This is a genomic window from Allorhizobium pseudoryzae (genome assembly GCF_011046245.1).
In the GTDB taxonomy this organism is placed as follows: Bacteria; Pseudomonadota; Alphaproteobacteria; order Rhizobiales; family Rhizobiaceae; genus Neorhizobium; species Neorhizobium pseudoryzae.
The window spans coordinates 2965029-2991121 of sequence record NZ_CP049241.1; the positions used below are offsets into that span (position 1 = coordinate 2965029).

Consider the following 26093-nt stretch of genomic DNA (forward strand, 5'->3'; position numbering starts at 1 on the left):
CAATTACACACCTAGAAAACTTAATGTTTTCAGTGCGATGCGACACAATTCGCAAAGATCGGTAAGGGCTAATGGCGGAAGAGGTGGGATTCGAACCCACGGTACGGTTTCCCGCACGCCGGTTTTCAAGACCGGTTCCTTAAACCACTCGGACACTCTTCCAATCACCTAGCTGCTGCCCCGGCCGACGGTCTCGCGCCGTAAAAACCAGAACAGGAGAGAGCTTTGTTTCCCGTCGATTGGTGGACCGGCTTTTAGCAGTTTTAGTCGCTGCGTCAACGTTTGTAATTCACAAGCGAAACGCCTCGTGGGCTTGGACGTTCTTACGAATACCCCTTGACCTCTGTTTGCATAGTGGTGAATTCTGCTCGGAAAAGGAGTGGGGGGTGAACTAATGGGAACGATAGAAGAAAGTTTGCGCTCAATTGCTGAGCGGGTAAAATCACACTCAAGCACGATGGCTACCGAGGAAGCCGTAAAGACTGCGGTGGTTCTGCCGTTTCTGAGAGCGCTGGGATACGATGTATTCGACCCCACCGAAGTGGTCCCTGAATTCACTGCTGACGCCATGGGAAAAAAGGGCGAAAAGGTGGATTATGCTATTAAAATTGAAAATGAGATCCGGATTCTTATAGAATGCAAGCCGATCTCCGTGGCGCTCGAAAAAAAGCATCTTGATCAGCTCTATCGGTACTTCAGCGTCACTAATGCAAAATTTGCGATCCTTACAAATGGACGCACATTTAATTTCTATACCGATCTTGATGCACCCAACAAACTTGATGCGCGACCCTTCTTCGTTTTCGACGTAACGGATTTTGGACCATCAATTGTTGCGGAGTTGCGCAAATTTGAAAAGGGGTCATTCGATGTCTCTGCAATTTTGGCTACGGCCGAACGGTTAAAATATACGTCAGGCGTAAAGCAAATCATTGCTAAGCTCATAGAAGATCCTTCTGAGGACTTTGTACGAATAGTTTCGTCGAGTGTTTACGACGGACGCATGACTGCCCAAGCCAAAGAGATGTTCACCGGAATTGTGCGAACTGCGTTTCGTGAGGTAATCATGGATAGCGTAAAGAGTCGCCTTTCGAACGCTTTGGCTGATACGGAACAAGTGATCGAAAAAATTGATGAGCCAGCAATTGAAGAGCCAGAAGTCGTTACAACGGAGGAGGAACGTGAAGGGTTCATGATCATCAAGGCGATCGTGCGCGACACCATCAGTCCGAAACGCGTGGTCATGCGCGACCAAAAGAGCTACTGCGGCATCCTGATAGACAATAACAACCGCAAGCCGTTAGCGCGCTTATGGTTTAATCGCTCCGTAAAATATGTGGGTCTTTTTGATGGAGAAAACGAAGAGAGAATAATTATAGAAACTTTGGATCAGATTTACGACCACAGTGAACGTCTGCGAGCAACAGCCAAGCGCTATACCGAAGGATGAGTTGCAAATGGGTGCTGACCGGAAGTGCCGCCAGGTTCGCATTACCGACATAGGTCTAGATCTGGCGCTTTTGCGCCCCCCCCATGCGCTGCCGATTTTTACCGTATATTAACCATACGACATAGAAATTCTATTTGTCCACGAATTTGGTTCGCATTTTAGCCATGTTGGGGGCAAAAGTGGGAGCGTGTTCCGGTTAACCATACCTGCCGGGGCAAGTGTTTGAGTTGCGGCCGAGGCGGCCACGAGCGGCGTGGGGCATACATTGAGAACTGGCAAGGATAGGCTCCTTCTTGGGGTGAAGTGGCTTGGAGTGGTTTGCGTGTGTGCGGCCGTCACCTCCTGTGCATCGACACAGACGGCGACGACGCAGAAGCCGAAACCGAAGAGCAAGGAATACTTTGCCGAGAGCGAGTATGGCGTCAAAGCCAGCCCGCGCGTTGTGGCCGATGGTCAGCCGGTTCCGAAGGGTGGCGGGCGCTTCATGGTGGGCGACCCCTACGAAGTGAAGGGCAAGACCTACGTGCCCAAGGAAGATCCGAAATACAACAAGACCGGTCTCGCCTCCTGGTACGGTTCCGCCTTTCATGGACGGGTGACCGCCAATGGCGAGGTCTATGACAGCGACCATATTTCCGCCGCCCATCCGACCTTTCCGCTGCCGAGCTATGCGCGTGTGACGAACATGGATACCGGTTCGTCCGTCATCGTGCGCGTCAACGATCGCGGTCCGTTCCATGAGGGCCGCATCATTGATGTGTCGAGCAAGGCTGCCGAACTTCTCGATTTCCGCCGCACGGGCACGGCGCGCGTCAATGTCCAGTATGTCGGACGGGCCCGTATGGACGGTCGCGACATGCCGTTCCTGATGGCGTCCTATGTCCGCAAGGGCGATCGCCTGCCGGGCATTCAGCCGGAAGGCCAGATCGCAACGGGCGTGATGGTCGCCTCCAACCAGTCGCTGGGTGATCAGTTGCAGAGTTATGGCAGCGGCCTGCCGGAACCGGCAAAACCCGTCGCCACCAACCGGAACCCGGTGAAGCCGGTCACGACAGCGGCACGTCCGGCGGCCCCGGCGATTGCCGCGCCGATGCCGGTCGAACGTCCGACGGCGGTGGCGACGCTGCCCAAAACCTCCGGCTATCAGGTGGCCTCGCTGCCGGCGACCCGCCCAGGCTCCGTTGTGCCGGTCGCTGCGGCCCCTGTGCAGAAGCCTATGGCCGCAGCGCCGGTTCAGAAGCCTGCCGTTGCGACCCGCGCTCCAGCGCCTGCCGCGGCACCTGCCGTCCGTCAGGTGGCCCGCCCGGCGCCTGCTCCGGCTCCGGTGGCGACCGCCTATGCGGCAGCGCCCTCAAGCCGCAACGAGCCGCGCGTGATCTTCGGCAATGTCGTCCTGCGCGGCGATGGGGTTCTCGAACAGGCCAACTCGGCGGGAGCGGGAAAAGCACCTGGCCGGTAAGCTGGAAGGTTGCACCGCGCAATCGTGCTTGGTAGGCAGGTGCGCTCCGGTTGACGAGGACCTTCATGCGCATCAGGCACTTTATGTCCAGCCTCACCGTCCTGACCGCCGTCGCCCTCTGGACGACGGCACCGGCCGGCCATACGGCGGAGCAAAAGCTCTCAGACCTCAAGGCCAAGCAGATCTATCTGGTGGAAGCCAAGACCGGCACGGTGCTTTTGGCCGAAAACGAGAACCAGGCCTTTCCGCCCGCCTCGCTTGCCAAGCTGATGACGATGGATCTCGTCTTCGAAGCAATGCGGCAAGGGGAAGTCACGCCGACGACGGTCTTTCCTGTCTCCGAATTTGCCTGGCGTACCGGTGGCGCGCCCTCCGGCACGACCACCATGTTTGCCGCACTGAAATCCGACGTTCCGCTTGCCGACCTGATCCAGGGCGTGATCATCCAGAACGCCAACGACGCCTGCATCATCATTGCCGAGGGCATGGCCGTCACGGAAGACAAGTTTGCGGAGCGCATGACGGCACGCGCCCGCGATCTCGGCATGATGCGCAGCAGCTTTGGCAATTCGACGGGTCTGCCCGAGCAGCCGAGCGTAACCACCGCGCATGACCTCGTCGTGCTTGCCCGCCACATCTTTACGTCCTATCCCGAGTATTACCGGCTCTATGCGGCGCCGGATTTCACCTGGAACAAGATCTTCCAGCGCAACAAGAACCCGCTCCTGCAGCTCGGCATCGGTGTGGACGGTCTGGGCGCCGGTTATGCCGAAGGGCACGGCTTTGCCGTCGTCGCATCGGTGGAGCGGGACGGCACACGACTGTTCCTCGCCATGGGCGGCCTTGCGAGCGAGAAGGAGCGGCTGGAAGAATCCCGTCGCGTGCTGGAATGGGCCCTGTCATCCTTCGAAACGCGACAGATCTTCAAGCCGAACGAGGCGATCGGGGAGGCGGCAGTCTATGGCGGCAGCGTCTCTCATGTGCCGGTCGTTGCTGCAGAGCCCGTCGATGTCTACGTGCCGAGCCGCAATGCGGAACGGCTGACCGGGCGCATCGTCTATGACTGGCCCTTGCGGGCACCGGTGACAAAAGGGCAACCGGTCGGAACGCTGCGCCTTTTCGAGGGTGAGCGGGAGATCAAGGCCGTGCCCGTGCAGGCCGCAGCAGACGTTGCCGAAGGCACGCTCGCTTCAAAGGCAACCGATGCCCTGTTCGAGTTGCTGTTCTTCTGGATTTGACCGTTTCTTCCTCTATTGCGCGTTCCGCTTGCGTTCATCATGGGTTAGAAGGAATCGCAGGACCCGACGCAAACAGATGTAGGCACATTGGCGAAATCATCCGGAGCAACATCGACGGACGTGAGACCATCCGGTCTGTTCGTCACTTTCGAAGGCGGCGAGGGGGCTGGAAAATCCACCCAGATCCGTCGGCTGGCCGATTCGCTGTCGCAGCGCGGATATGACGTGCTCGTTACCCGCGAGCCCGGTGGCTCTGCGGGGGCGGAGGCTGTGCGGCACGTGCTTCTGTCCGGGGCCGCGGAAGATTTCGGTGTGCGCATGGAAGCCATGCTGTTTGCCGCCGCCCGCAACGATCACGTCGAGGAAGTCATTCGCCCGGCGCTGACGGCAGGCCAGATCGTGCTCTGCGACCGGTTCATGGATTCCTCGCGGGTCTACCAGGGCATTACCGGCAATCTGGAGAGCGAGTTCGTCGATACGCTGGAACAGGTGGCAATCCACGGGCTTCGTCCAGACCTGACGCTGATCCTCGATCTTCCGGCTGAAAAGGGCCTGTCGCGCGCGAAACGACGCAGCAGCGAGGCCGGCGAGGACACCGCTCCCGACCGCTTCGAGAAGGAGGAGTTGGAGGTGCACGAGATGCGCCGCCAGGCCTTTCTCGATATCGCCGCCATCGATGAAACGCGCTGCCGCGTGATCGATGCGGACCAGAGTGTCGGGCGTATCGCAGCCGAAATCCTGGCGCAGGTGGAGGCCGTGCTGCCACCCCTGACGAAGAGGGCTGAGGGCCGCGCCGATGAGGCGGCACCCTCGCCATGACTGACCAAATGCCTGGCGTTCTCGACGGTGCGGTGCCGCCGCAACTGAATTCGCATCTCTTCGGTCACGCCGAGGCGGAAGCCTTTCTGGCGCGTTTCTACCGTTCGGGGCGCAGCCATCATGCCATCCTGATCGAGGGGCCGGAAGGGATCGGCAAGGCGACACTCGCGTTCCGGTTTGCCAATTACGTGCTGTCGCACCCGGATCCGTCGACGGCGCCGGAAGAGCTTCCCGATCCCGATCCGCACGCGCCGGTCAGCCGGCAGATCGCGTCGGGCGCCTCGCATAATCTTCTGCATCTGACGCGGCCGGTGGATGACAAGACCGGCAAGGTGAAGACCGCGATCATCGTGGATGAGGTGCGCCGCGCCGGGCATTTCTTCTCCCAGACCTCCGGCACCGGCAACTGGCGCATCGTCATCATTGATCCGGCGGATGATCTCAACCGCAATGCGGCCAATGCCATTCTGAAGATCCTAGAGGAGCCGCCGAAGCGTTCGCTGTTCCTGGTGCTGAGCCACGCGCCGGGAAAACTTCTGCCGACCATCCGCTCCCGCTGCCTGCCGCTGAAGCTTTCGCCGCTCGGGGTGGAGGATCTGACGAAGGCGCTCTCCGCGCTCGGCCTTGCCCCCGATGGCGGGCGGATGGCGGAAGAGGTGCTGCATTCGGCCGGTGGCAGCGTGGCGCAGGCGCTGAAGCTGATGAACTATGGCGGCACCGAAATCATCCTGGCCTTCGACGAGGTGTTGCGCGCCTCCGGCCCCACGGCGCGGCGCGCCATGCACCGGCTGTCCGACGTATTGTCGGCCAAGGACAATGACGTGATCTTCGGCTTTTTCCTCGATCACCTGCGCGATCATCTGATGGAGCGGGCGCGCAGTGCAGCTCTTTCCGGCGACCTGACAGGTGCCGACCGCGCCTCCAGGCTGTCGTCCGAGATCGGCGAGCGGATCGGCATTTCGCAGGCCTACAATCTCGACCGCAAGCAGACGATCCTGTCGCTTCTGGAGGATGTGGCGCGCTGATAACGCAAGGGGCGGGCAGGGGAAGGCCCGTGCAAACGGAAACTTGCTGTTTCGCATCCGCGAAACTTGGTTTAAGACGCGGGGCCTGAGACCCTGAACAAGAACGGTAATGCTGGCCGCAATGTCCACAAAGACCCCCTACTACATCACGACCGCCATCTCCTATCCGAACGGCAAGCCGCATATTGGCCATGCCTATGAGCTGATCGCGACCGACGCCATGGCGCGGTTCCAGCGGCTCGACGGGAAGGATGTGTTCTTCCTGACCGGAACGGACGAACACGGCCAGAAGATGCAGCAGACGGCCCGCAACGAAGGCATCACGCCGGAAGCGCTGGCCGAGCGCAATTCCAATGAATTCCGCGCCATGGGCAAGCTTTTAAATGCCTCGAACGACGATTTCATCCGCACCACCGAACAGCGTCACCATCTGACGGTGCAGGAAGTCTGGCGCCGCATGGCCGCCAATGGCGACATCTACAAGGATAGTTATGCCGGCTGGTATTCGGTCCGCGATGAGGCCTATTACCAGGAAGAGGAAACCGAGCTGCGCGCCGATGGCGTGCGCTACGGGCCGCAGGGCACGCCTGTCGACTGGGTGGAAGAGGAAAGCTATTTCTTCAAGCTCTCCGCCTACGAAGACAGGCTGCTGAAGCTCTACGAGGACCAGCCGGATTTCATCGGCCCCTCCGAGCGCCGCAACGAGGTGATCTCCTTCGTCAAATCCGGCCTCAAGGATCTGTCGATTTCGCGCACCACCTTCGACTGGGGCATCAAGGTTCCGGGTGATGACAAGCACGTGATGTATGTCTGGGTCGATGCGCTGACCAACTACATCACCGCGACCGGTTACGTGGAAGATCAGAGCGGCCCGCGCGCCAAATACTGGCCGGCGGATGCGCATATCATCGGCAAGGACATCATCCGCTTCCACGCCGTCTACTGGCCGGCCTTCCTGATGTCGGCGGGCCTGCCGCTGCCGAAGCGCGTCTATGCCCATGGCTTCCTGCTCAACAAGGGCGAGAAGATGTCGAAGTCGCTCGGCAATGTGGTGGATCCAGTCAACCTGGTGAACCATTTCGGCCTCGACCAGGTGCGTTATTTCTTCCTGCGCGAAGTCTCCTTCGGCCAGGACGGCAGCTATTCGGAAGAGGGTATCGCGACCCGTATCAATGCCGACCTTGCCAACGGCATCGGCAACCTTGCCTCGCGGTCGCTGTCGATGATTGCGAAGAACTGCGAGGGCAGGGTGCCGCAACCGGGCTCACTGACCGAGGCGGACAAGGCGATCCTCGCCACGGCGGATGAGGCGATTGCCATTTGCCGCGAGGAGATGGGCCGCCAGCAGGTGCACAAGGCGGTGGCGGCCGTGATCAACATCGTCAACGAGGCCGACCGGTATTTCGCCGCCCAGGAGCCCTGGGTGCTGCGCAAGACGGATGTGCCGCGCATGGAAACGGTGCTGTGGGTGACGGCCGAGGTGGTGCGTGAAATCGCCATCCTGTTCCAGCCGGTCATGCCGCAATCAGCCGCCAAGATTCTTGATCTGGTGGCCGTTGCCGAGGAAGACCGCTCATTTGCCAAGCTGGGCGAGGCGGGCCGCCTGACACCCGGCACGGAACTGCCGGCGCCCTCGCCGGTTTTCCCGCGTTACGTGGCGCCGGACGCCGACAAGGCCTGAGACTGAACGATGCTGATTGATACCCACTGCCACCTGGATTTTGCCGATTTCAACGCGGAGCGCGACGAACTGGTGGCACGCGCCCATGCGGCGGGCGTCGCCCAGATGGTGACGATCTCCACGCGTGTCAGGAAACTGCCGACACTTCTGGCGCTGACCGAGCGCTATCCGTCCGTGTTCTGTTCGGTCGGCACACATCCGAACAACGCCAACGAGGAACTCGACGTCAGCGCCGACGACCTGGTGCGGCTCGCCGAAAGTCACGAGAAGGTGGTTGCGATCGGCGAGGCGGGTCTCGATTATTTCTACGACACGCAGACGCCGGCCGACCAGCAGACGGGGTTTCGCCGCCATATCGAGGCGGCGCGGCGCACGCAACTGCCGCTCGTCATCCACAGCCGCAGCGCCGACGAAGACATGGCGGCAATCCTGACCGAAGAAACCGAGAAGGGCGCCTTCCCCTTCATCCTGCACTGCTTTTCTGCCGGGAAGGACCTGGCCGATTGCGGCGTGGCGCTCGGCGGTTACATCTCGTTTTCCGGTATCCTCACCTTCCCGAAATCGGAAGAGATCCGCGAAATCGCCAAAACCGTACCGCTCGACCGGCTACTGGTGGAAACCGATGCGCCGTATCTGGCGCCCAAGCGCTGGCGCGGCAAACGCAATGAACCTTCCTACGTGGTCAACACAGCGGACGTCCTCGCCGAGGTCAAGGGGATATCGTATGACGATATGGCCCGCATCACCACGGACAATGCCTTCCGTTGCTTTTCCAAGATGACGAGGGTGTGAGACCGGTGACGGGTCTGCGGCAACGCTTTACGATCCTTGGCTGCGCCTCGTCGCCCGGCGTGCCGCGTTTGAATGGCGATTGGGGGGCCTGCGATCCGACCGAACCGCGCAACCGCCGACGCCGCGCCGCCTTTCTGGTCGAACAGATCGCGCCGGACGGGGCCACGACGACGGTTGTGATCGACACGGGGCCGGATTTCCGCGAACAGATGATTTCCGCCAATGTCGCGCGGATCGATGCCGTACTTTATACGCATGCGCATGCCGACCATGTGCACGGGATTGATGACGTGCGTGGCTATTTCCATTCGCAGCATATGCGCATCCCGATCTTCGCCGATCCGAAGACCATGGATCGTATTCGCCAGGGTTTCGGCTACTGCCTGGAAACGCCGCCGGGCGGCAATTATCCGCCGATCGTCGAACCAAGGCTGATCGAGGATCTGGCGCAGCCGATCACGATCGACGGTCCAGGCGGCACGATTGCATTTCATGCGCATCGGCAGGTGCACGGCGATATTTACTCGCTCGGCTTTCGGATCGGCAATGTGGCCTATTGCAGCGATGTAAGCGACTTTCCGGCGAAAAGTCTCGCAAACCTGCGGGATCTCGACGTGCTAATCATCGATGCGCTCCAGTATCGGCCGCATCCGAGCCATCTGTCGCTTGAGCAAGCGCTGACATGGATCGAGCAGCTGAAACCGAAACGGGCCATCCTGACCCACATGCATATTCCGCTGGATTACCGCACGGTGCTGAACGAGACGCCGGCGCATGTGGAGCCAGCCTATGACGGAATGCGCTTCGAGTTCGACGGGACCTGAACAGGCGGATTTAAGTCATTCAGCCGTATAGCTGCATCTCTCTGTTCCATAATCTACCTTATCCTGCATTTGGGTTGACTCCGGCACATCCTCCACCGCGAAGTCGGAATGTCACGCTCCCCGCTCTAAGCGATGCTCACATGCCATGCCAGGATGAGCGGCGGCTGGAACTTTCGCGGATCGATGCGGTTCCGTGTGTTCGAACGACGCGGCGTGCATTTTTGCTTCGACCCGTCTCCATGGATCTCAAGCCGGATTGATCCCAAGGCTGACGATGTTTCCCCACTGGCTCCACATGCTGTCCATCCTCTGTCTGCTGCTTGGCATTGCCTGCGCCGGCATCGTTGCCGTGGATGTCTGGCGCGCACCGCAGCACATGGCGGTCATGAACATCGTCTGGCCCGTCACGGCCTTGTTCGGCACGGTTTTCGTGGTCTGGGCCTATCGGCGCTATGGACGGCTGGCGACCCAGGCTGCAGCTGACCGGGCCATGCAGCATGACCAGCCCATGCCATCGAAGCAGGAAACGCCGTTTCCCGTCATGGTCGGCAAAGGTGCTCTGCACTGCGGCAGCGGCTGCATGATCGGCGACATCGTCGCCGAGTGGCTGGCTTTCGGCATCCCCGCGATCGCGCTCTGGCTGGGCTGGCAGTCGGTCTTTGCAGAAAAGATGTTCGCGGTCTGGATTCTCGACTTCATCTTCGCCTTCGGGCTCGGAATCGTGTTTCAGTATTTCGCCATCGTGCCGATGCGCAAGCTGTCGCCTTGGCAAGGGCTCGTCGCAGCGCTGGAGGCGGACACCCTGTCGCTCATCGCCTGGCAGGTCGGCATGTATGCGACCATGGCGGTGTTCCAGCTGCTGATCTTCCGCGAGGGTTTTGGCCAGCAGGCGCCGGTCAACAGCCCGGAATTCTGGTTCGCCATGCAGATCGCCATGATTGCCGGCTTCATCACCGCCTATCCGGTCAACTGGTGGCTGATTGCCAAGGGCCTGAAGGAACGAATGTAGCGTCCTCTTCAGCCACGTCCGGTTTCGGTCAACTTGAACCAGGCCGTGGCGATCTTGCTTTTGGATACTACGCGGAGGTAGCCCGTTCCGGTGTCACAGCGATGCGCCGGGCATCGAGCCGCCGAGTTGCGGTTCGACAAACTGGAAATAGGCCCAGGCTGCCGCCAGCAGCGCCAGAATGATGATGATTGCCAGGGATCGGCTGAAAACCGGCGGGCGCGGCTTCTGCGGCCCGGATCTCGGCGAGCCGTTCTTCGGCGTCTTCTCGGGTTTCGGCTTCTGGAATTTGATGACGTTGTTCATGCCCCATCCATGGCAGATTCGATGGTCTCCTGCCTAGCCAAATACAGGATTTATCTTCAAATCCGAAGCCCGTCCTTCGTCTGCTGCCTTCGGCGACGGGATGGCCGGAAGGTGTTGGAATTGCGGCGAAAATTTTGCCGCGAAGACGCTCGCCCCTGCCCTTTGGCCCGCTTCAAGCATACAAAATCTAGAATTTTTTATGGACTTTGGAACATTTCGACTATATCTAGATCAACACAGGCGTTGCTCCTTGCATCTTTGCCGGACGAGCGCTTTTGTGATCATTCCGCTGCCGGACCGAGCGCGTCCAAGCCCCGGCAGCTTATCAGCACCGACACTGCGGCGCATGCGCCGTGACACAAACCCCGATCGTGTTCTCCCGGTTGCCTCCTTGAGGCCGCCGGTGACGAACCTTTCGCAAGAATAGGAGCGTTCCCCTGCTGTTGAGCCGGGGGCTTGATTGCTTATGGCTATGACAACTGAAACAGACGGTGCGGCGAAAGCCGCAACGCCCAAGATCAGTCTGAAATCCGTCTTCAAAGTGTTTGGCGAGCGACCGGAAAAGGCGCTCGACCTTTATAGAACCGGCAAGTCGAAGGCCGAGGTCCACGCCGAAACCGGCAATTCCATCGGCGTCGTCGATGCCAGCTTCGACATCTTTCCCGGCGAGATCTTCGTCATCATGGGCCTCTCCGGCTCCGGCAAATCGACGCTGCTGCGCCTCCTCAACCGCCTGATCGAGCCGACCGACGGTTCCATCGAAATCGACGGCCAGGATATCACCCGCATGTCGCGCCAGGAGCTGATCGCCCTTCGCCGCCGCGATATCAGCATGGTCTTCCAGTCCTTTGCGCTTCTGCCCAACCGCACGGTGATCAACAACGCCGCGTTTGGCCTCGAAATCTCCGGCATGGGCGAAGAGGAGCGCAAAACCCGGGCGCTTGCCGCACTCGAGGCCGTGGGGCTTGCCGGTTATGCCGACAGCAAGCCTGACCAGCTTTCGGGCGGCATGAAGCAGCGCGTCGGCCTTGCCCGCGCTCTGGCAAGCGAACCCACCATCCTTCTGATGGACGAGGCCTTTTCCGCACTCGACCCGCTGATCCGCACCGAGATGCAGGACGAACTGGTGCGCCTGCAGTCCGAACACAGCCGCACCATCGTGTTCGTCAGCCACGATCTCGACGAGGCCATGCGGATCGGGGACCGGGTCTGCATCATGCAGGACGGCGCCGTCATCCAGGTGGGCACGCCGGACGAAATCGTCATGAACCCGGCCAATGATTACGTGCGCTCGTTCTTCCGCAACGTGGATGTTTCCCAGGTCTTCAAGGCGGGCGATGTGGCGCGCCAGACGCAGGTGACGATCATCGAACGCCAGGGCGTTTCGGCGGCTGCGGCCCTGGAGCGCATGAAAAGCTACGATCGCGACTATGCGATCATCCTCGGTCGTGACCGCAGCTATCACGGCATTGTCAGCCGCACGTCGCTGATCGAAAAGCTGCGCGACAAGGACCCGGACCCGTACCGGGCCGCGTTCCTGACTGAGGTCGAGGCCATCCCGGCCGATGAACCGCTGTCGAACGTGCTGGGACGCGTCGCCTCCAGCCCCTGGCCGGTGCCGGTCGTCGATGCCCGCCGCCGTTATGTCGGCTCCATCAGCAAATCCGCCCTGCTTGAAACGCTCGATCGCGCCAGCTGATAGCGACACGGAGAGGTGACTTCCATGAACTTCGAAATCGGTGACGGTGTCGATGCCATCGTCAATTACATTCTCGACAACTTTTCCCCTGCCCTCGATGCGATCGCGGCCGCCATCGGCTTCGTCACGGGCGGCATCCTGGATCTTCTGACCGCGCTTCCGATGCTGCTCGGCATTGCGATCTTCGTCCTTTTGTCCTTGTGGCGGGTCGGGATCGGATTTGCCGTCTTTACCGGTGTGTCGCTGTGGCTTGTCCAGCATATGGGGCTGTGGACGGCGACGATGGAGACGCTGTCGCTCGTCATCGCCTCGACGCTGATTGCGATGATCATCGGCCTGCCGCTCGGCATTGCCATGGCGCGCAAGGATACGGTCGCCGCCGGCGTCCGTCCGGTTCTCGACCTGATGCAGACCATGCCGGCCTTCGTCTACCTGATCCCGGCCGCCATGTTCTTCGGCCTTGGCGCCGTGCCCGGGACGATTGCCACCGTCATCTTCGCCATGCCGCCGGTGGTGCGCCTCACCAATCTCGGCATCCGCCAGGTGCACGGCGAATTCATCGAGGCCGGACAGGCGTTTGGCTGCACCGCTTCGCAGCTGCTGTTCAAGGTGCAGCTGCCGAATGCCCTGCCCTCCATCATGGCCGGCATCAACCAGACGATCATGCTGTCTCTGTCGATGGTGGTCATCGCCTCGATGATCGGCGCCGGCGGGATCGGCAACACGGTCCTCACCGGCATTCAGCGCCTGGATGTGGGCACCGGCTTTGAAGGCGGCCTCGCCGTCGTCATTCTCGCGGTCATCCTCGACCGCATCACCCAGAGTTTGGGCAAGGAACGCAGCGGACTGCGCTCGCTCTTTGCCTGGAAACCAGCGGAGACCAAGGTGGGCCAAGTGCGCACCGCGACCTCCGGCTGATCGAGGGCGGGGTGGACCCCGCCGAATGCGAACCTTTGAAGAAAAGGAGCAACCATGTTCAAGTCAATCGCGTCGCTCGGCGCAACCATCGGCCTCGCGGCACTTCTCGCCAGCGGAACCGCCACTCTCGCCAACGCCCAGGACAAGCAGCCGGTTAAGATCGGCTGGGCTGCCTGGTCGGATGCCGAATTCGTGACGAAACTCGCCGCGAAGATCATCGAGGATGATCTCGGCCGCAAGGTCGATCTGGTGCAGACCGATGTCGCGCCCCTCTATCAGGGTGTCAGCCGCGGCGACCTCGATTTCATGATGATGGCCTGGCTGCCGCAGACCCATGCCGACTACTACAAGCGCGTCGAAGACAAGGTCGAGACGCTCGGCACGGTCTATGATGGCGCAAAGCTCGGCTGGGTCGTGCCCACCTATATTCCGGAAAGCGAGATTTCCTCGATCGCCGACCTCAGCAAGCCTGAGGTCAAGGAGAAGCTCAAGAACACCGTGCAGGGTATCGATCCGGGCGCCGGCCTGACCCGCCTCTCGCAGGAAGCGCTGAAGACCTATGAGCTTTCCGACTACAAGCTGCAGATCTCCAGCGAAGCCGGCATGCTGACCACCGTCGACCGTGCCTATCGCTCCGAGGACTGGTTCGTTGCCACCTCCTGGAGCCCGCACTGGATGTTCGGCAAATACAAGCTGCGCTACATCGACGATCCGAAGAAGGCACTCGGCGACGCCGAACATGTCGATATCCTGGCCCGTAAAGGCTTCAAGGACGAGAACCCGAAGGTTGCCGGCTTCCTCTCCCGCATGAAGCTGCCGATCTCGGATCTGGAGCAGGCGATGTTCAACGCCCAGGAGACCTCCTACGACGAGGCCGTGGCGAAATACATCAAGGACCATCCGGACCAGATCAAGACCTGGGTCGGCGAAGACTAAGACAGGCGCGACATGGCCGGTCGTTTCGCGACCGGCCATGTCCACGATTTGCGGCTAGACTGGCCGGTCACATGGAGGGTTTCCCATGGGGAACGACGAATTCGGCTGGTGCTTGGATGCCGAGGATACGCTGGGAGGGCGCCTGTCTTTGGCGCGCGAAGCGTGTGAGATGACGGTGGAACAGGTTGCCTTTGCCCTCAGCCTCGATCCGGATACGCTGCACTACTGGGAAAGTGATCGCGCCGCACCGAGTACGGACCGGCTCGTCGTGATTGCCGATGCGCTGAATGTCTCGGCATCCTGGCTGATGACGGGCTTCGGACATGGCCCGCACTGGGACGATCTGACGGACGTTCCGCGCCGCACGCTTGGCCGGTCCCCGAGGCATGGCCACCCGTCACAGAACCTTCCCTAACGCCGGAAAAGGGCCCGATATCCGCTCCCTGGCGACCGTTTGGCGCTGCTGAAAGATCGCATTTATCGAAAATCTTCAGCGTCCGCCATTGACGTTAGCGGATGTTCAGTCAATTTCTCTCCCGTTTTCGGTCGTCGCCCTGCCCCATTTTGCATCAACAAGGGAACGGCGGTGTGCCGAAACGGTTCGCCATCATGATGAGCGTCCGGTCAGACCCCTGACTGGAGGTGGAGGCGCAATCCAGCCAGACGCAAGCGACGTGCGGTAAGGCTGGTCGTGCAAGCCGGAATGACGACGGCGATTTGGGGGCATGACATGAACGACATGGAAAACCAGACGATGGACAGCCAGGACGCGGCACTCGCACTGTTCCTTGAGGACAATGATCCGGACAGACTGACGGATATCCTGGTGGCCGCACTCGACGACGCGCTTCGTCTGCTGCAGGAAGATGCGGCCCGCGACACCCTTCACTGAAGGCAAGGGGTCAACGGCTGTCGGAGAGGTCCGGCCGCGGTAGAGCGACTGTTACCTTCAATCCCCTTCCGTTGTGGCCTTCTGACAACGCGACCGTTCCCTTGTGCAGGACGGCAATCTCTTCGACAATCGGCAGACCGAGACCCGTCCCGCGACTGTCCTTGGCATCGGCACGGCGGAAACGGCGCATCACGTCGGCACGTTTGTCTGCGGGAATGCCGGGGCCGTCGTCCTCAACCTCGATCAGGACACCGGCGGTCTGATCCGGACGCACCCGCACGGTGACTTCCGAGCCCCGGCCGGCGTAAAGGATGGCGTTCGAGATCAGGTTCTTCAGCATCTCGCTGAGAAGCAGCGTCTCGCCGCGCACCAGCGCTTCGGCAGTCCCTTCATAGCCGAGATCGACGCCTGCTTCCGCTGCCGATGGGACGTGATCGGCGGTGATCTCCTGCGCCAGCCGCGCCATATCGAGTTCCTCCATGCCGCCCTGGGCATTGCGGGCGGCGGCATCAATGCGCGACATCATCAGAAGCTGGGCAAGCACGCGCTCTGCGTGGGCGACGGCCGCATCGGCCCTGTCGATCGCGGCCTGAATGTCCGCGGCCTCCCCTGCCCGCGCCGCCAGCGCCAGTTGCGTGCGCACGACCGCAAGCGGGGTGCGCAACTGATGGCTGGCATTGCCGGTGAAGTGGCGCAGTGCATCAAGCGACGATTGCAGCCGGAGCATGAAGGAGTTGACGGTTTCCACCAGCCCTTCGACCTCGCTCGGCACGGTTTCGCCGATCGGCTGCAGATCGTCCGGACTGCGGCGCGCAATCGCAGTCCTCAGCCGGTAGAGCGGTCGCAGCGAAATCGATACGGCAATCCAGACGATGATCGCCGCACCGACGATCATCAAGCCTATTCGGGCTGCGGAATGCAGAAGGATCGACTGGGCGAGTTGGCGCCGCGCAATCGTCGTTTCCGCCACCGTGACCGTGAAGGGGACGGACGAGACGCCGGTCGAGGCGGAGCGAGCGAGTGTCGCCACACGGATCGGCTCCCCCCGGAAGACGGCATCGTCAAAGGCCGTCGATTGTCCCTCGCCGCGCGGCAGGGTCGGCAGGGTCTGATACCCGGTGATGAAGGTTCCGGGCGGTCCATCGACCCGGTAGAAGACCCGGTCCTGTGCGGCGGAGGTGAGCATTTCCAGCGCCACATAGGGAATGTCGACTTCAAGAGTTCCGTCTTCGGCAACGACGACACGTTCGGCAATCGCCAGCGCCGAGCCGGCGAGCACCCGGTCGGAGACGCCGTCTGCGGTCTGCTGTGCCTCGCGCCAGGTATCGGCGAGCGCTGCAAGCCCAAGCGCCGCCGTCGCAGCCAGAAGCCAGGCGAGCAGCCGTCCGCGCAGCGAGCGGGTGATTGTCCTCATCCCTCGCCTGCCTGAAGATCGAGGTAATAACCGATGCCGCGCGCGGTGCGGATCGTCAATCCATGGCTCTGCAGCCGTTTTCTCAGCCGGCTGACATACTGTTCGATCGCGTTGGCGGAGAGATCGTCGTCGAACCCCGTCAACGAATCGATGATCGTCTCCTTGGACACCACCTTTCCGGCCCTGAGGAACAGAAGTTCGAGAAGTCCGAGTTCGCGGGCGGGGATATCGATCGGGCGGTTGGCTGCCGTGAAGGTGCGCGAGGTGAGGTCGAAGGTCAGGCCGCCAAACTCCACACGCGAGGTTCTGAGGCCCGCCTGGCGGCGCAGGAGAACCCGGATGCGGGCTTCGAGTTCGGAGATCTCGAAGGGTTTGGTCAGATAGTCGTCCGCGCCAAGGTCCAGTCCCCTCACCCGCTCTTCCGGCGCGCCGCGAGCCGTCAGGATCATCACCGCCGCCTGGTTCTGCCGGGCGCGGATCGAGCGCAGCACGTCGAGCCCGTCCATTTCCGGCAGGTTGAGATCGAGGATGATCAGGTCGAAATTCTGGGCGGTGGCCGCGGCTTCCGCCGAAAGGCCATCCGAGACGATATCCACGGCATAGCCGCTCCCGCGCAAGATGGCGGACAGCCCGTCCGCCAGGGTGTCGTTGTCCTCGACCAACAGAATGCGCAAGAAAGTCTCTCCCCGTTTGTCGCGGAAGATACTGGGGAAAGCGCAGGCTGTCATCCGCGTTGATTTGGCGATGTTTTCCAGGCTTGGCGGGTGGCTTGTGCGCCCTTCTGCCATCGGGCATCATGGCACCATGAAACTTCCCCTCCTCACCGCCCTGTTCCTTCTCGGCCTTGCGCCGTTCGTGCGGGCGGATGTGACCGTCTACCCCGCTTCATCGGGCCGGGCGGATGCAAGCGAACTCGTCGTGTATTCCTCGCTCGACGATCCTCTGGCGCGGCCGATGATCAAGGCGTTCCAGACGGCCAATCCGGATGTCGCCGTGCGTTACGAGGACATGCTGACGGGTGAAATCTTCGACCGCGTGGTGGCCGAGACCGACAAGGGGGACGCGACGGCGGATTTTGCCTTCTCCTCCGCGATGGACCTGCAGGTGAAGCTCGTCAATGACGGCTATGCGCAGGTGAGCCGTCTGCCGATGAGCGGGCGCTGGCCGGCCTGGGCCAACTGGCGCGACACCGCCTATGCGCTCACCTTCGAGCCCGCCGTCTTCGTCTACCACAAGCCAAGTTTTGCCGAGGAGGCGCCGCCCTCCACGCGGGCCGAGTTCATCGATTACCTGTCGCGCAAGGGCGAAGCCGTCTTTGGCCGGATCGGCACCTATGACATCGAGCGATCCGGCGTCGGCTTCCTCTTCATGTCGCGCGACCAGGAACAGTTCGACGATATCTGGTCGGTGGTGAGGGCCATGGGCGCGGCCGGCGTCAAGCTCTATTCCACCAGCCAGGCGATCCTGGAACGGGTGGCGGATGGCCGTTTCGTGCTCGGCTACAACATTCTCGGCTCCTACGCCGCCGACTGGGCGTCCAGTCATCCGGATGTCGGGATCGTGCTGCCGAAGGATTATACGGTCGTCATGTCGCGAATCGGCCTTGTGCCGCAGGCTGCACGCTCGGCAGAACTTGGTCGCCGGTTTCTCGCCTTCTTCATGTCGCGGGAGGGGCAGACGATCCTGACGCAGGAACTGCAGATTCCGGCCGTCAATCCGGACGTCGCGCAGGGTAATACGGCGACCGCCATGCGTGAATTGCTCGGAGGCCAGTTGAAACCGGTGCCGGTGAGCCCGGGCCTGATGGTCTATCTGGACCAGGTCAAACGCGCGCGCCTCATCCAAAAATGGAACGATGCCCTGCGGCTCCAGTAGATTTTGGGGTTTCGGCAGGATTGCGCACTGCACTCGTCAGGTAAATGACAGCATAATGTGATGGCTTTGTGGCATTCGGGCTTGAGGAGGCTTGCCCGGACAGTGTGGGAGGGGGCACGGCAGGATCTTTGATGATCCACCGCTCAGTCTCGTCCTCCCGACTGAGTGATGAATAACGCGTCAAACGACGCCTATGGAGGACCAACCCTTGAAACATTTCATTCTCGCATCGATCGTCGCCGGCGCCATGGCCCTTCCGGCCGCCGCAGCCGATTACACCATCATGGCTCCCGCAGCCCCCGGCGGCGGATGGGACCAGACCGCCCGTTCGCTGCAGGCGGCCATGCAGCAGGAAGGCATTTCCAAGAACGTCCAGGTCATCAACGTTCCGGGCGCCGGCGGCACCATCGGCCTTGCCCAGTTCGCCAGCCAGCAGAAGGGCAATGCGAATGCCCTGATCGTCGGCGGTTACGTCATGGTCGGCGCGATCCTCACCAACAAGGCGCCCGTCACCCTGAAGGACGTCACCCCGATCGCCCGCCTCACCGGTGAAGACGAAGCCATCGTCGTTCCCGCCTCGTCGCCGCTGAAGTCGGTCGATGATCTGGTCGCCGCCCTCAAGAAGGATCCGGGTTCGGTGTCCTGGGGTGGCGGTTCGGCCGGCGGCGTCGATCACATCGCAGCTGGCCTGATTGCCAAGGCAGCCGGCGTCGACCCGACCAAGATCAACTACATCGCATTCTCCGGCGGCGGCGAAGCGCTGGCGGCCATTCTCGGCTCGCAGGTGACGGTCGGCATTTCGGGCTATGGCGAATTCGAAGGTCAGGTGAAGGCCGGCACGCTCCGCCTTCTCGCCACGACCGGCGAAAAGCGCCTCGCCGGCGTCGATGCACCGACGCTGAAGGAAGCTGGCCTCGATGTGGCCGTGCAGAACTGGCGCATGGTGGCAGCCGCCCCCGGCCTGACGCCTGAGCAGAAGGCTGCCGTCACCGCCGACATCAAGAAGCTCGCCACGTCGAAGACCTGGCAGGAAACGCTGAAGACCAAGGGCTGGGTTGACACCTATCTCGATGGCGACGCGTTCAGCCAGCAGTTGGCGAAGGACATTTCTGCGACTGAAACCGTCCTGAAGGACATCGGACTGGTCAAATGAACCAAGAACCCGTGAAACAGGCAGAGGAGCGCCGCCCCGACTGGGCGGCGCTTGTCATCGCCGCCGTTCTCGTTGCCATCGCCGCCGTCATCTTTGCCGATGCCTCGCGCCTCCGGGAAGTGATGGGCTATTCGCCGGTCGGACCGGCGACCGTTCCGATGGTCATCGCCTTCATCCTGGTTCTCCTTGCCGTCTGGACCGTCTTTGCCGCCTTCCGGAACGATTTCCCGGAGCGGGAGAAGCAGGAGATCTCGCCGGTCGCCTGGATTGTCGGCGGGCTTGCCGCGCAGATGCTGCTTCTCAATACGGCCGGCTTCTCCATTGCCACCGGCGTCTTGTTTGCCGCCACGGCCGCCGGTTTCGGCAAGCGCCGCGTCTGGATTTCGCTGCCACTCGGCATCGTCCTCTGTCTGATTGTCTGGCTGATCTTCGCCGGTCTTCTCCAGCTCTCCCTGCCCGCCGGGCCGCTTGAGCGCCTCTTCCAGTGAAGGATGAGCGATGAGCACGTTTGAATTTCTTCTCCAGGGCCTGCTGATCGCGGCCCAACCGATGAACCTTCTCTATGCCTTGATCGGCGTCACGCTCGGTACCGCCGTCGGCGTTCTGCCCGGCATCGGCCCGGCGCTGACGGTTGCCCTTCTGCTGCCGGTCACCTATCGGCTGGATCCCGCCGGTTCGCTGATCATGTTTGCCGGCATCTACTACGGTGGCATGTATGGCGGCTCGACCACCTCCATCCTGCTCAACACGCCGGGCGAAAGCGCCTCGATCGTCACCGCGCTCGAGGGCAACAAGATGGCCCGTGCCGGACGGGGCGGACCGGCGCTTGCGACAGCCGCGATCGGTTCCTTCGTCGCCGGGCTGATCGCCACCATCGGCCTTGCCTTCATCGCACCGATGATCGTCAAGCTTGCTCTGGTCTTCGGCCCGCGTGAATATTTCGCCCTGATGGTGCTCGCCTTCGTCACCGTTTCGTCCGCTTTCGGCGATTCGACGCTGCGCGGTCTCACCTCGCTCTTCATCGGCCTTGCCTTCTCGCTCGTCGGCATCGATCAGTTGACCGGCCAGACGCGGCTGGCCTTCGGCGTACCGGATCTGCTCGACGGGATCGAAGTGACCACCATGGCGGTTGCCATGTTCGCGATCGGCGAAACGCTCTTCATCGCCGCCCAGGGCAACAAGGGGCCGGACAAGGTGGAAGCGGTCAAGGGTTCTGTCTGGATGAACGCGGCAGACTGGGCGCGGTCCTGGAAGCCCTGGCTGCGCGGGACCGTGATCGGTTTCCCGATCGGCGCGATGCCGGCCGGGGGCGCCGAGATCGGCACCTTCCTGTCCTACGCGACCGAAAAGAAGCTCTCGAAGCACCCGGAGGAGTTTGGTCACGGCGCAATCGAAGGCGTGGCTGGTCCTGAAGCGGCCAACAATGCCTCCGCCGCTGGCACGCTGGTGCCGCTGCTAACGCTCGGCCTGCCAACGACCGCAACCGCGGCCATCATGCTCGCCGGCTTCCAGCAATACGGCCTGCAGCCCGGTCCGCTGTTGTTTGCCACCAATCCGCAGCTCGTCTGGGGCCTGATCGCCTCGCTGTTGATTGCCAACTTCATGCTGCTCGTGCTCAACCTGCCGCTCGTCGGTCTCTGGGTGAAGTTGCTGACCATCCCGAAACCGTGGCTTTACGCCGGCATCCTGTTGTTTGCGACGCTCGGCACCATCGGCGCCAACCCGTCGGTCTTCGAACTCGGAATGCTGCTCGCCTTTGGTCTGCTCGGATACGTCATGCGCGTCTTCGGTTATCCGATCGCACCGGTCGTCGTTGGCCTGATCCTCGGCCCGCTCGCCGAACAGCAGTTGCGCCGGGCGCTTGCCATCAGCCAGGGTGATTTCACGGTGCTGTTCACCTCGCCGATCGCCGCAGGCCTTCTGACCATCGCCTTCCTCGCGCTTGCGGTACCGCTTATCCTGCGCGCCCGCGGCCGCGGTCAGGTGTTGTCGCAGATGGCGGCAGACGAAGACTGATCCTCTCGAATCGTCAATCAAGTGACCGACCCCGGCGGACTGGTTCCGCCGGGGTTTTTCGTCAGCATTCGCACCTGCGGAACCAAGCGACCGTTCCAACGTTCTCGTCCACTTCCTCAGGTAGACGATGATGGCCACTGGCAAACTCTTTTCTCTTCATTCCCGACGTCACGGCAGCCACGATGGCCGCTCCCCATTGAGCGGAGGACGCCGATGACCTCCGGCCGCCGCAAAGTCTTCACCTACGGCACCATGATCTTCGGCTTCGGGCTGGCGGGGTATCTGCTCTATGTCGGCCTCAGCCAGTTTACCTGGGCCGAGATCGTCCAGTCGGTGCGCGCCATTCCCACCTGGAACATGACGCTGGCGCTGATCTACTGCGCCCTCTCCTATCTCTGCCTCACCGGTTTTGACTGGGCGGGTGTGCGCTACGTGAAGAACGACCTCGCCTATCCGAAGATCGCGCTGGCGTCCTTTGTGGCACTGGGGCTTGGCCAGAGCATCGGGCTTGCGGGCTTGAGCAGCGGCGCGATCCGGTATCGCTATTACGCCCATTGGGGCATGTCGACCGAGGACGTGGCGAAGATCGTGCTTCTCTCGGGCGTGACCGTCGGGCTCGGGCTTCTGGTGCTGGGCGGCATCGTCATGGTGCTGAACCCGCAGGACACCGCCGAAATCCTCAGGATTGCTCCGTCTGCGGTGCTGATGCTGGGCGTTGCCTTCCTGCTGGCAGCCGTCGCCTATGTGGCGCTGGCCTCCTTCCTGCGCACGCCGCTGAAGATCAAGGGCTGGTCCTTCCAGATGCCGCGCGCCCGCATCGCCATGGCCCAGATTGTCATTGGCACAGCAAACTTCGCGCTCGTGTCCGCCTGCCTGATGGAACTGATGCAGGCGACGGAGAATGTCAGTTACCTGAAAGCCGCAACCGCCTTCGTGCTCGGCAATATCGCGATCCTCGTCACCCATGCGCCGGGTGGGCTTGGCGTGCTCGAGGTGACCGTCCGCCACGTGATGGGGGATCAAGCCTCGATCGGTGCGCTTGTCGCCTTCCGAGTGATCTATTTCTTCATTCCGTTCTTCATTGCGCTGCCTGTGTCTCTCATCAGCGAGGCCGTCTTTCGCGCCCGCAAAGCGAGGCGCTCCGGCGATGCCAGTCGCGATCGAGAGGATGCCGAGGTCTCCCCGGCCGTGCAGGCGCCGTCCGTCTAGGCCTGCGTCATCTGTCCGGGGTTTAATGCCACCTGCATCTCTTCTTCCCAGCCGAACACGCTGCGGCCGCCATAGGACGGCGAACGACGGAATTCACCGGCAACAATTTCCTTGAAGTCCGGGCCGGTGACATAGCGCTCCATCATCCGCGCCTGCTCGTCCAGCCGCTTCAGCGCGTCGAGTTCCTCGGAGCGTCCGAGCCGTCCCTTGGACACGGCTGACTTCATCACGCGGATCGTCTCGTCATAGACCTTCAGCGGAACCGGAAACGGATGCCGGTCCTTGCCGCCATGGGCAAAGGAAAAGCGGGCGGGATCACTGAACCGGCAGGGCGCGCCATGCACCACTTCGGTCACCATGGCGAGCGCCTCCACCGTGCGGGCGCCGACACCAGGGGTCAGAAGCAGGTCCTGGAAATCCTGCGGGCCCCGATCGGCGGCGGCGGCCAGTGCGCCGTGCAGGCGGCGCATATGGACATCCTTCTCCCGCACGTCATGGTGATCCGGCATCACGAGATGCGGCAGCATGGGCTGGTCGACCGGCAGGGCTAAGTCGGCCTGCAATGCCGTCAGTTCGCGCACGATCCGGTCCGGGCCAAGGTCAGCCAGAAGATCCAGTTGTCCGATGCGCGAGCGGGCAGCGCGATGATCGGCGAGATTGACGATGTCGCCCTGCCCTTCCCCTTCGATTGCCGCATGCGGCGAATCAAGAAAGCTCGTCATCCCCTGCGACATCCAGTGGTACCGGCGGGCCTGTCGCCGCGCATCGTTCATGCCCTGCTGTACGACCACCCATTTCCCGTCATCGGCGACGATAAAGCCGTGCAGGTAGAGATGAAACCCGTCCTGCACCGCGGCGCTGTCGATCTTGGCGACGAGACGGCTGGTGCGCGCCATAGACGCCCCGTCGAACCCGATGCGGTGTCCGATCGCCATCAGCTCGTCCGGCGTCTTGCGCGAATGCTGGCCGCGCCCGCCGCAGACATGCAGTCCGAGTTCGCCGGACAGCGGCGCAAGGCCCCGTTTCAACGCGCCGATGACGCTGGTGGTGATGCCGGAGGAATGCCAGTCCATGCCCATCACCGCACCGAACGACTGGAACCAGAAGGGGTTCGCCAGACGACGCAGGAACTCGTCGCGCCCGTAATGCTGCACGATGGCTTCCGTGATCAAGGCGCCAAGCCGCGTCATCCGCTGGCCCAGCCAGACCGGAACGCGCCCTGAATGAAGCGGAAGATCCGCACTGCCGGCCCGTCTCGTCATGTTCCTCTTTCGTTCCTTTTGCGTTTGATAGCATGGGATGAGCGGCAGGAAAACAGGTTTCCGATGCACACCCGGCAGATGCCGCAAATGACAAGCCAATGCTCCCGGTCTGGCTTGCTGTCGTTCTTTTGAGCCGGAACAGCTTCAATTCCCGTGCAGTTTGTTCTAGAGACATTGCTTCAAACCCGCCGGAGGCGGAATTCTACCCTTTGCAAGGTAATGTCGATCGATGCTTGACTCCCTCAGAAACGCTGCCCGCTCCTGGGTCGCGAAACTGCTCCTGCTGCTGCTCGTGGTCTCGTTTGCCGTCTGGGGCGTGTCCGCATCGCTTCTGTCGCCGCAAAGCACGTCCGTGATGACGGTGGGCGACCAGAGGATAACGCCGGAGGAATTCCGCCTGGCCTATCAGCGCCAGCTGTCGTCGCTGAGCCGCCAGTTCGGCATGCAGCTGACGACGGAACAGGCACGCGCGCTCGGCGTGGAACAGCAGGCGTTTGCCCAGCTTGCCGCCGGGGCCTCCCTCGACCAGCTGTCCGCGGACATGCGGCTTGGCCTGTCGCAGGACCGGCTCGCCAATCTGATCGCCGAAGATCCCGCCTTCCGCGGCAATGACGGTCGTTTCGATCGCCAGCTCTTCTCGGCAAGGCTTCGCAATGCAAGCCTGCGCGAAGAAGATTATATCAGCGAACGCAGCAAGGTGGCCGTGCGCAGCCAGATTGTCGATGCGGTGGCGGATGGTTTCCAGGCGCCGCAGGTGCTGGTCGATGCCCTGAAGACCTACCGCAACGAGGCGCGTGATCTGGATTACATCCTGCTCTCCTACGCCAATATCGACCCGATCAAGGCGCCGACGGAGGATGTGCTGGCCTCCTGGTTTGGCGACAAGAAGAGCCGTTACCGGGCGCCGGAACTGCGCAAGGTCGCCTACGTCACCCTGCAGCCGGCCGATGTGGCCGATCCGAACAGCGTGACGGATGCGCAGGTGCGGGCCGAATACGAACGCCGCAAGGACAGCTACAAGACGCCGGAAACCCGCACGATCGAGCAGCTGAGCTTCCCGAGCAAGGAAATGGCGAATGCCGCTTTGGCCCAAATGAAGGAGCGCCAGCTGAGCTTCGACCAGCTGGTGACCGATCAGGGCAAAACGCCGGCAGACGTGATGCTGGGCGATTTCACCAAGGAACAGGTGCCGGATCAGGCGATCGCCAATGCCGCCTTTGCGGTCGGCGCCCAGGGCGGCGTCACGCCGGTGATCGATGGCCCGTTCGGCCCGGTCGTTCTGCGGGTCACCAATATCCGCCCCGAAACGACAAAAACCTTCGACGAGGTGAAGGACGAGCTGCGCAATCAGCTGTCGCTTTCGGCCGCGGCCGAGGCCGTCCAGTCCGTGCATGACCGTTTCGAGGATGTGCGCGGCGGAGGCGCCTCTCTCGAAGAGGCTGCCAAGCAGCTGAATCTGAAATCGAACATGGTGACGGTCGATAGCAGCGGCAACGATGCCGAGGGCAAGCCGATCGCGAACCTGCCCGCGGGCCGCAATCTGCTCACCGAGGTGTTCCGCACCGACGTCGGCTCTGAGGCGCTGCCGGTTAATCTCGGCAATGACGGCTATGTCTGGTTCGATGTGCGCGAGATCGTTCCGGAACGCGACCGGGCGCTGTCGGAAGTGCGCGAAAAGGCTGTGACCGACTGGACGAACGAACAGCAGCGGACCGCCCTCGCCGCCAAGGCTGCCGAGCTGAAGGCGCGCCTGGACAAGGGTGAAACGCTTGCCGCCATCGCGGGTGAACTGGGTCTTGCCGTCGAGACGAAGACCGGCCTGCGTCGTCAGGGCGCCGATGCCGTCTTCGGCGCCGAGGCGATCAAGGCCGCCTTCTCCGGACCCGTCGGCCTCAACGTCGCAGCTCTTGGTGCCGATGGCGAGACGCAGCTTCTGATGCGGGTCACGGCGATCAACCAGCAGCCGGCCGATGCCTTGAGCGATGGGGACCAGGAGGTCCGCCAGATCGCCCGTGCGAGCGGCGACGACATGCTGGATCAGGTGGTCAACCAGTTGCAGAAGAACTACGGTGTCTCGATCAACCAGACGCTTGCCGAGCAGGCCATGGTGCGCTGACGG

At 62.0% G+C, this 26093-nt stretch carries 24 protein-coding genes and 1 tRNA gene; 20 read left to right on the forward strand and 5 right to left on the reverse strand.

Annotation, left to right across the window (positions count from 1 at the left end):
* Positions 1-72: 72 nt before the first annotated feature.
* Positions 73-162: transfer RNA gene (locus G6N78_RS14320), tRNA-Ser, on the reverse strand.
* Between the two features lie 232 nt (positions 163-394).
* Between G6N78_RS14320 and G6N78_RS14325 the strand changes: the two genes are divergently transcribed.
* The 9 genes from G6N78_RS14325 (at position 395) to G6N78_RS14365 (ending at position 10297) form a co-directional block, all read left to right on the forward strand.
* Positions 395-1450: a type I restriction endonuclease gene (locus G6N78_RS14325; protein ID WP_165219567.1), complete on the forward strand. Its 1056-nt coding sequence runs from the start codon at positions 395-397 to the stop codon at positions 1448-1450.
* Positions 1451-1772: 322 nt separating this feature from the next.
* Entirely contained in the window at positions 1773-2909 is a 1137-nt protein-coding gene (locus tag G6N78_RS14330) for a septal ring lytic transglycosylase RlpA family protein (RefSeq protein WP_234905808.1), read from the forward strand.
* A gap of 65 nt (positions 2910-2974) precedes the next feature.
* Entirely contained in the window at positions 2975-4147 is a 1173-nt protein-coding gene (locus G6N78_RS14335) for a D-alanyl-D-alanine carboxypeptidase family protein (RefSeq protein ID WP_165219571.1), read from the forward strand.
* 120 nt (positions 4148-4267) lie between these two features.
* Positions 4268-4966: a dTMP kinase gene (gene tmk, locus G6N78_RS14340; RefSeq protein ID WP_234905809.1), complete on the forward strand. Its 699-nt coding sequence runs from the start codon at positions 4268-4270 to the stop codon at positions 4964-4966.
* Positions 4963-5991, forward strand: coding sequence for a DNA polymerase III subunit delta' (locus G6N78_RS14345; protein WP_165219573.1), 1029 nt, complete (start codon positions 4963-4965; stop codon positions 5989-5991). Before tmk ends, G6N78_RS14345 begins: the two co-directional genes overlap by 4 nt.
* A 121-nt stretch (positions 5992-6112) precedes the next feature.
* The gene (gene metG / locus G6N78_RS14350) at positions 6113-7672 is read left to right on the forward strand and encodes a methionine--tRNA ligase (protein ID WP_165219575.1); all 1560 of its coding nucleotides are present in this window, start codon (positions 6113-6115) and stop codon (positions 7670-7672) included.
* Positions 7673-7681: 9 nt separating this feature from the next.
* The gene (locus G6N78_RS14355; RefSeq protein WP_165219577.1) at positions 7682-8464 is read left to right on the forward strand and encodes a TatD family hydrolase; all 783 of its coding nucleotides are present in this window, start codon (positions 7682-7684) and stop codon (positions 8462-8464) included.
* Positions 8437-9288 carry an MBL fold metallo-hydrolase gene (locus tag G6N78_RS14360; RefSeq protein WP_370691431.1) on the forward strand — a complete coding sequence of 284 codons (852 nt, stop codon included), beginning with the start codon at positions 8437-8439 and terminating at the stop codon, positions 9286-9288. Before G6N78_RS14355 ends, G6N78_RS14360 begins: the two co-directional genes overlap by 28 nt.
* A 274-nt stretch (positions 9289-9562) precedes the next feature.
* Complete coding sequence (locus tag G6N78_RS14365) at positions 9563-10297, forward strand: DUF4396 domain-containing protein (RefSeq protein WP_165221827.1); 735 nt, start codon at positions 9563-9565, stop codon at positions 10295-10297.
* 93 nt (positions 10298-10390) lie between these two features.
* Here the strand turns inward: G6N78_RS14365 and G6N78_RS14370 are convergent, their stop codons facing one another.
* Complete coding sequence (locus G6N78_RS14370) at positions 10391-10600, reverse strand: hypothetical protein (protein WP_165219579.1); 210 nt, start codon at positions 10598-10600, stop codon at positions 10391-10393.
* A 466-nt stretch (positions 10601-11066) separates the two neighbouring features.
* Here G6N78_RS14370 and proV point away from each other — a divergent pair, with 466 nt between their 5' ends.
* From proV to G6N78_RS14395, 5 genes are all read left to right on the forward strand, one after another.
* Complete coding sequence (proV, locus tag G6N78_RS14375) at positions 11067-12299, forward strand: glycine betaine/L-proline ABC transporter ATP-binding protein ProV (RefSeq protein ID WP_165219581.1); 1233 nt, start codon at positions 11067-11069, stop codon at positions 12297-12299.
* 24 nt (positions 12300-12323) lie between these two features.
* Positions 12324-13217 (forward strand): ABC transporter permease, encoded by an 894-nt coding sequence (locus tag G6N78_RS14380; RefSeq protein WP_165219583.1) that lies wholly within the window; start codon positions 12324-12326, stop codon positions 13215-13217.
* Between the two features lie 54 nt (positions 13218-13271).
* On the forward strand, positions 13272-14153 hold the full coding sequence (locus G6N78_RS14385; RefSeq protein WP_165219585.1) for a glycine betaine ABC transporter substrate-binding protein: 882 nt from the start codon (positions 13272-13274) through the stop codon (positions 14151-14153).
* An 85-nt stretch (positions 14154-14238) separates the two neighbouring features.
* Positions 14239-14568, forward strand: a complete 330-nt coding sequence (locus tag G6N78_RS14390) for a helix-turn-helix domain-containing protein (RefSeq protein WP_165219587.1) — start codon at positions 14239-14241, stop codon at positions 14566-14568.
* Between the two features lie 288 nt (positions 14569-14856).
* Positions 14857-15045, forward strand: coding sequence for a hypothetical protein (locus tag G6N78_RS14395; protein WP_165214240.1), 189 nt, complete (start codon positions 14857-14859; stop codon positions 15043-15045).
* A gap of 10 nt (positions 15046-15055) precedes the next feature.
* Here the strand turns inward: G6N78_RS14395 and G6N78_RS14400 are convergent, their stop codons facing one another.
* Positions 15056-16459 carry a sensor histidine kinase gene (locus G6N78_RS14400; RefSeq protein WP_165219589.1) on the reverse strand — a complete coding sequence of 468 codons (1404 nt, stop codon included), beginning with the start codon at positions 16457-16459 and terminating at the stop codon, positions 15056-15058.
* On the reverse strand, positions 16456-17133 hold the full coding sequence (locus tag G6N78_RS14405) for a response regulator transcription factor (protein ID WP_165219591.1): 678 nt from the start codon (positions 17131-17133) through the stop codon (positions 16456-16458). Before G6N78_RS14405 ends, G6N78_RS14400 begins: the two co-directional genes overlap by 4 nt.
* Positions 17134-17263: 130 nt before the next feature.
* Between G6N78_RS14405 and G6N78_RS14410 the strand changes: the two genes are divergently transcribed.
* The 5 genes from G6N78_RS14410 to G6N78_RS14430 all read left to right on the forward strand — a co-directional run bounded on the left by G6N78_RS14410 (position 17264) and on the right by G6N78_RS14430 (position 22712).
* Positions 17264-18334: an ABC transporter substrate-binding protein gene (locus G6N78_RS14410; RefSeq protein WP_165219593.1), complete on the forward strand. Its 1071-nt coding sequence runs from the start codon at positions 17264-17266 to the stop codon at positions 18332-18334.
* Positions 18335-18542: 208 nt separating this feature from the next.
* Complete coding sequence (locus G6N78_RS14415) at positions 18543-19487, forward strand: tripartite tricarboxylate transporter substrate binding protein (protein ID WP_165219595.1); 945 nt, start codon at positions 18543-18545, stop codon at positions 19485-19487.
* Entirely contained in the window at positions 19484-19975 is a 492-nt protein-coding gene (locus G6N78_RS14420; protein WP_165219597.1) for a tripartite tricarboxylate transporter TctB family protein, read from the forward strand. Before G6N78_RS14415 ends, G6N78_RS14420 begins: the two co-directional genes overlap by 4 nt.
* Positions 19976-19985: 10 nt before the next feature.
* Positions 19986-21503 (forward strand): tripartite tricarboxylate transporter permease, encoded by a 1518-nt coding sequence (locus tag G6N78_RS14425; protein ID WP_165219599.1) that lies wholly within the window; start codon positions 19986-19988, stop codon positions 21501-21503.
* A 213-nt stretch (positions 21504-21716) separates the two neighbouring features.
* Positions 21717-22712, forward strand: a complete 996-nt coding sequence (locus tag G6N78_RS14430; protein WP_165219601.1) for a lysylphosphatidylglycerol synthase transmembrane domain-containing protein — start codon at positions 21717-21719, stop codon at positions 22710-22712.
* Here G6N78_RS14430 and G6N78_RS14435 read toward each other — a convergent pair.
* The gene (locus G6N78_RS14435) at positions 22709-23974 is read right to left on the reverse strand and encodes a DUF763 domain-containing protein (RefSeq protein ID WP_165219603.1); all 1266 of its coding nucleotides are present in this window, start codon (positions 23972-23974) and stop codon (positions 22709-22711) included. The two genes, G6N78_RS14430 and G6N78_RS14435, sit on opposite strands and share 4 nt — an antisense overlap.
* A gap of 229 nt (positions 23975-24203) precedes the next feature.
* Here G6N78_RS14435 and G6N78_RS14440 point away from each other — a divergent pair, with 229 nt between their 5' ends.
* Entirely contained in the window at positions 24204-26090 is a 1887-nt protein-coding gene (locus G6N78_RS14440; protein WP_165219605.1) for a peptidylprolyl isomerase, read from the forward strand.
* Positions 26091-26093: the final 3 nt, after the last annotated feature.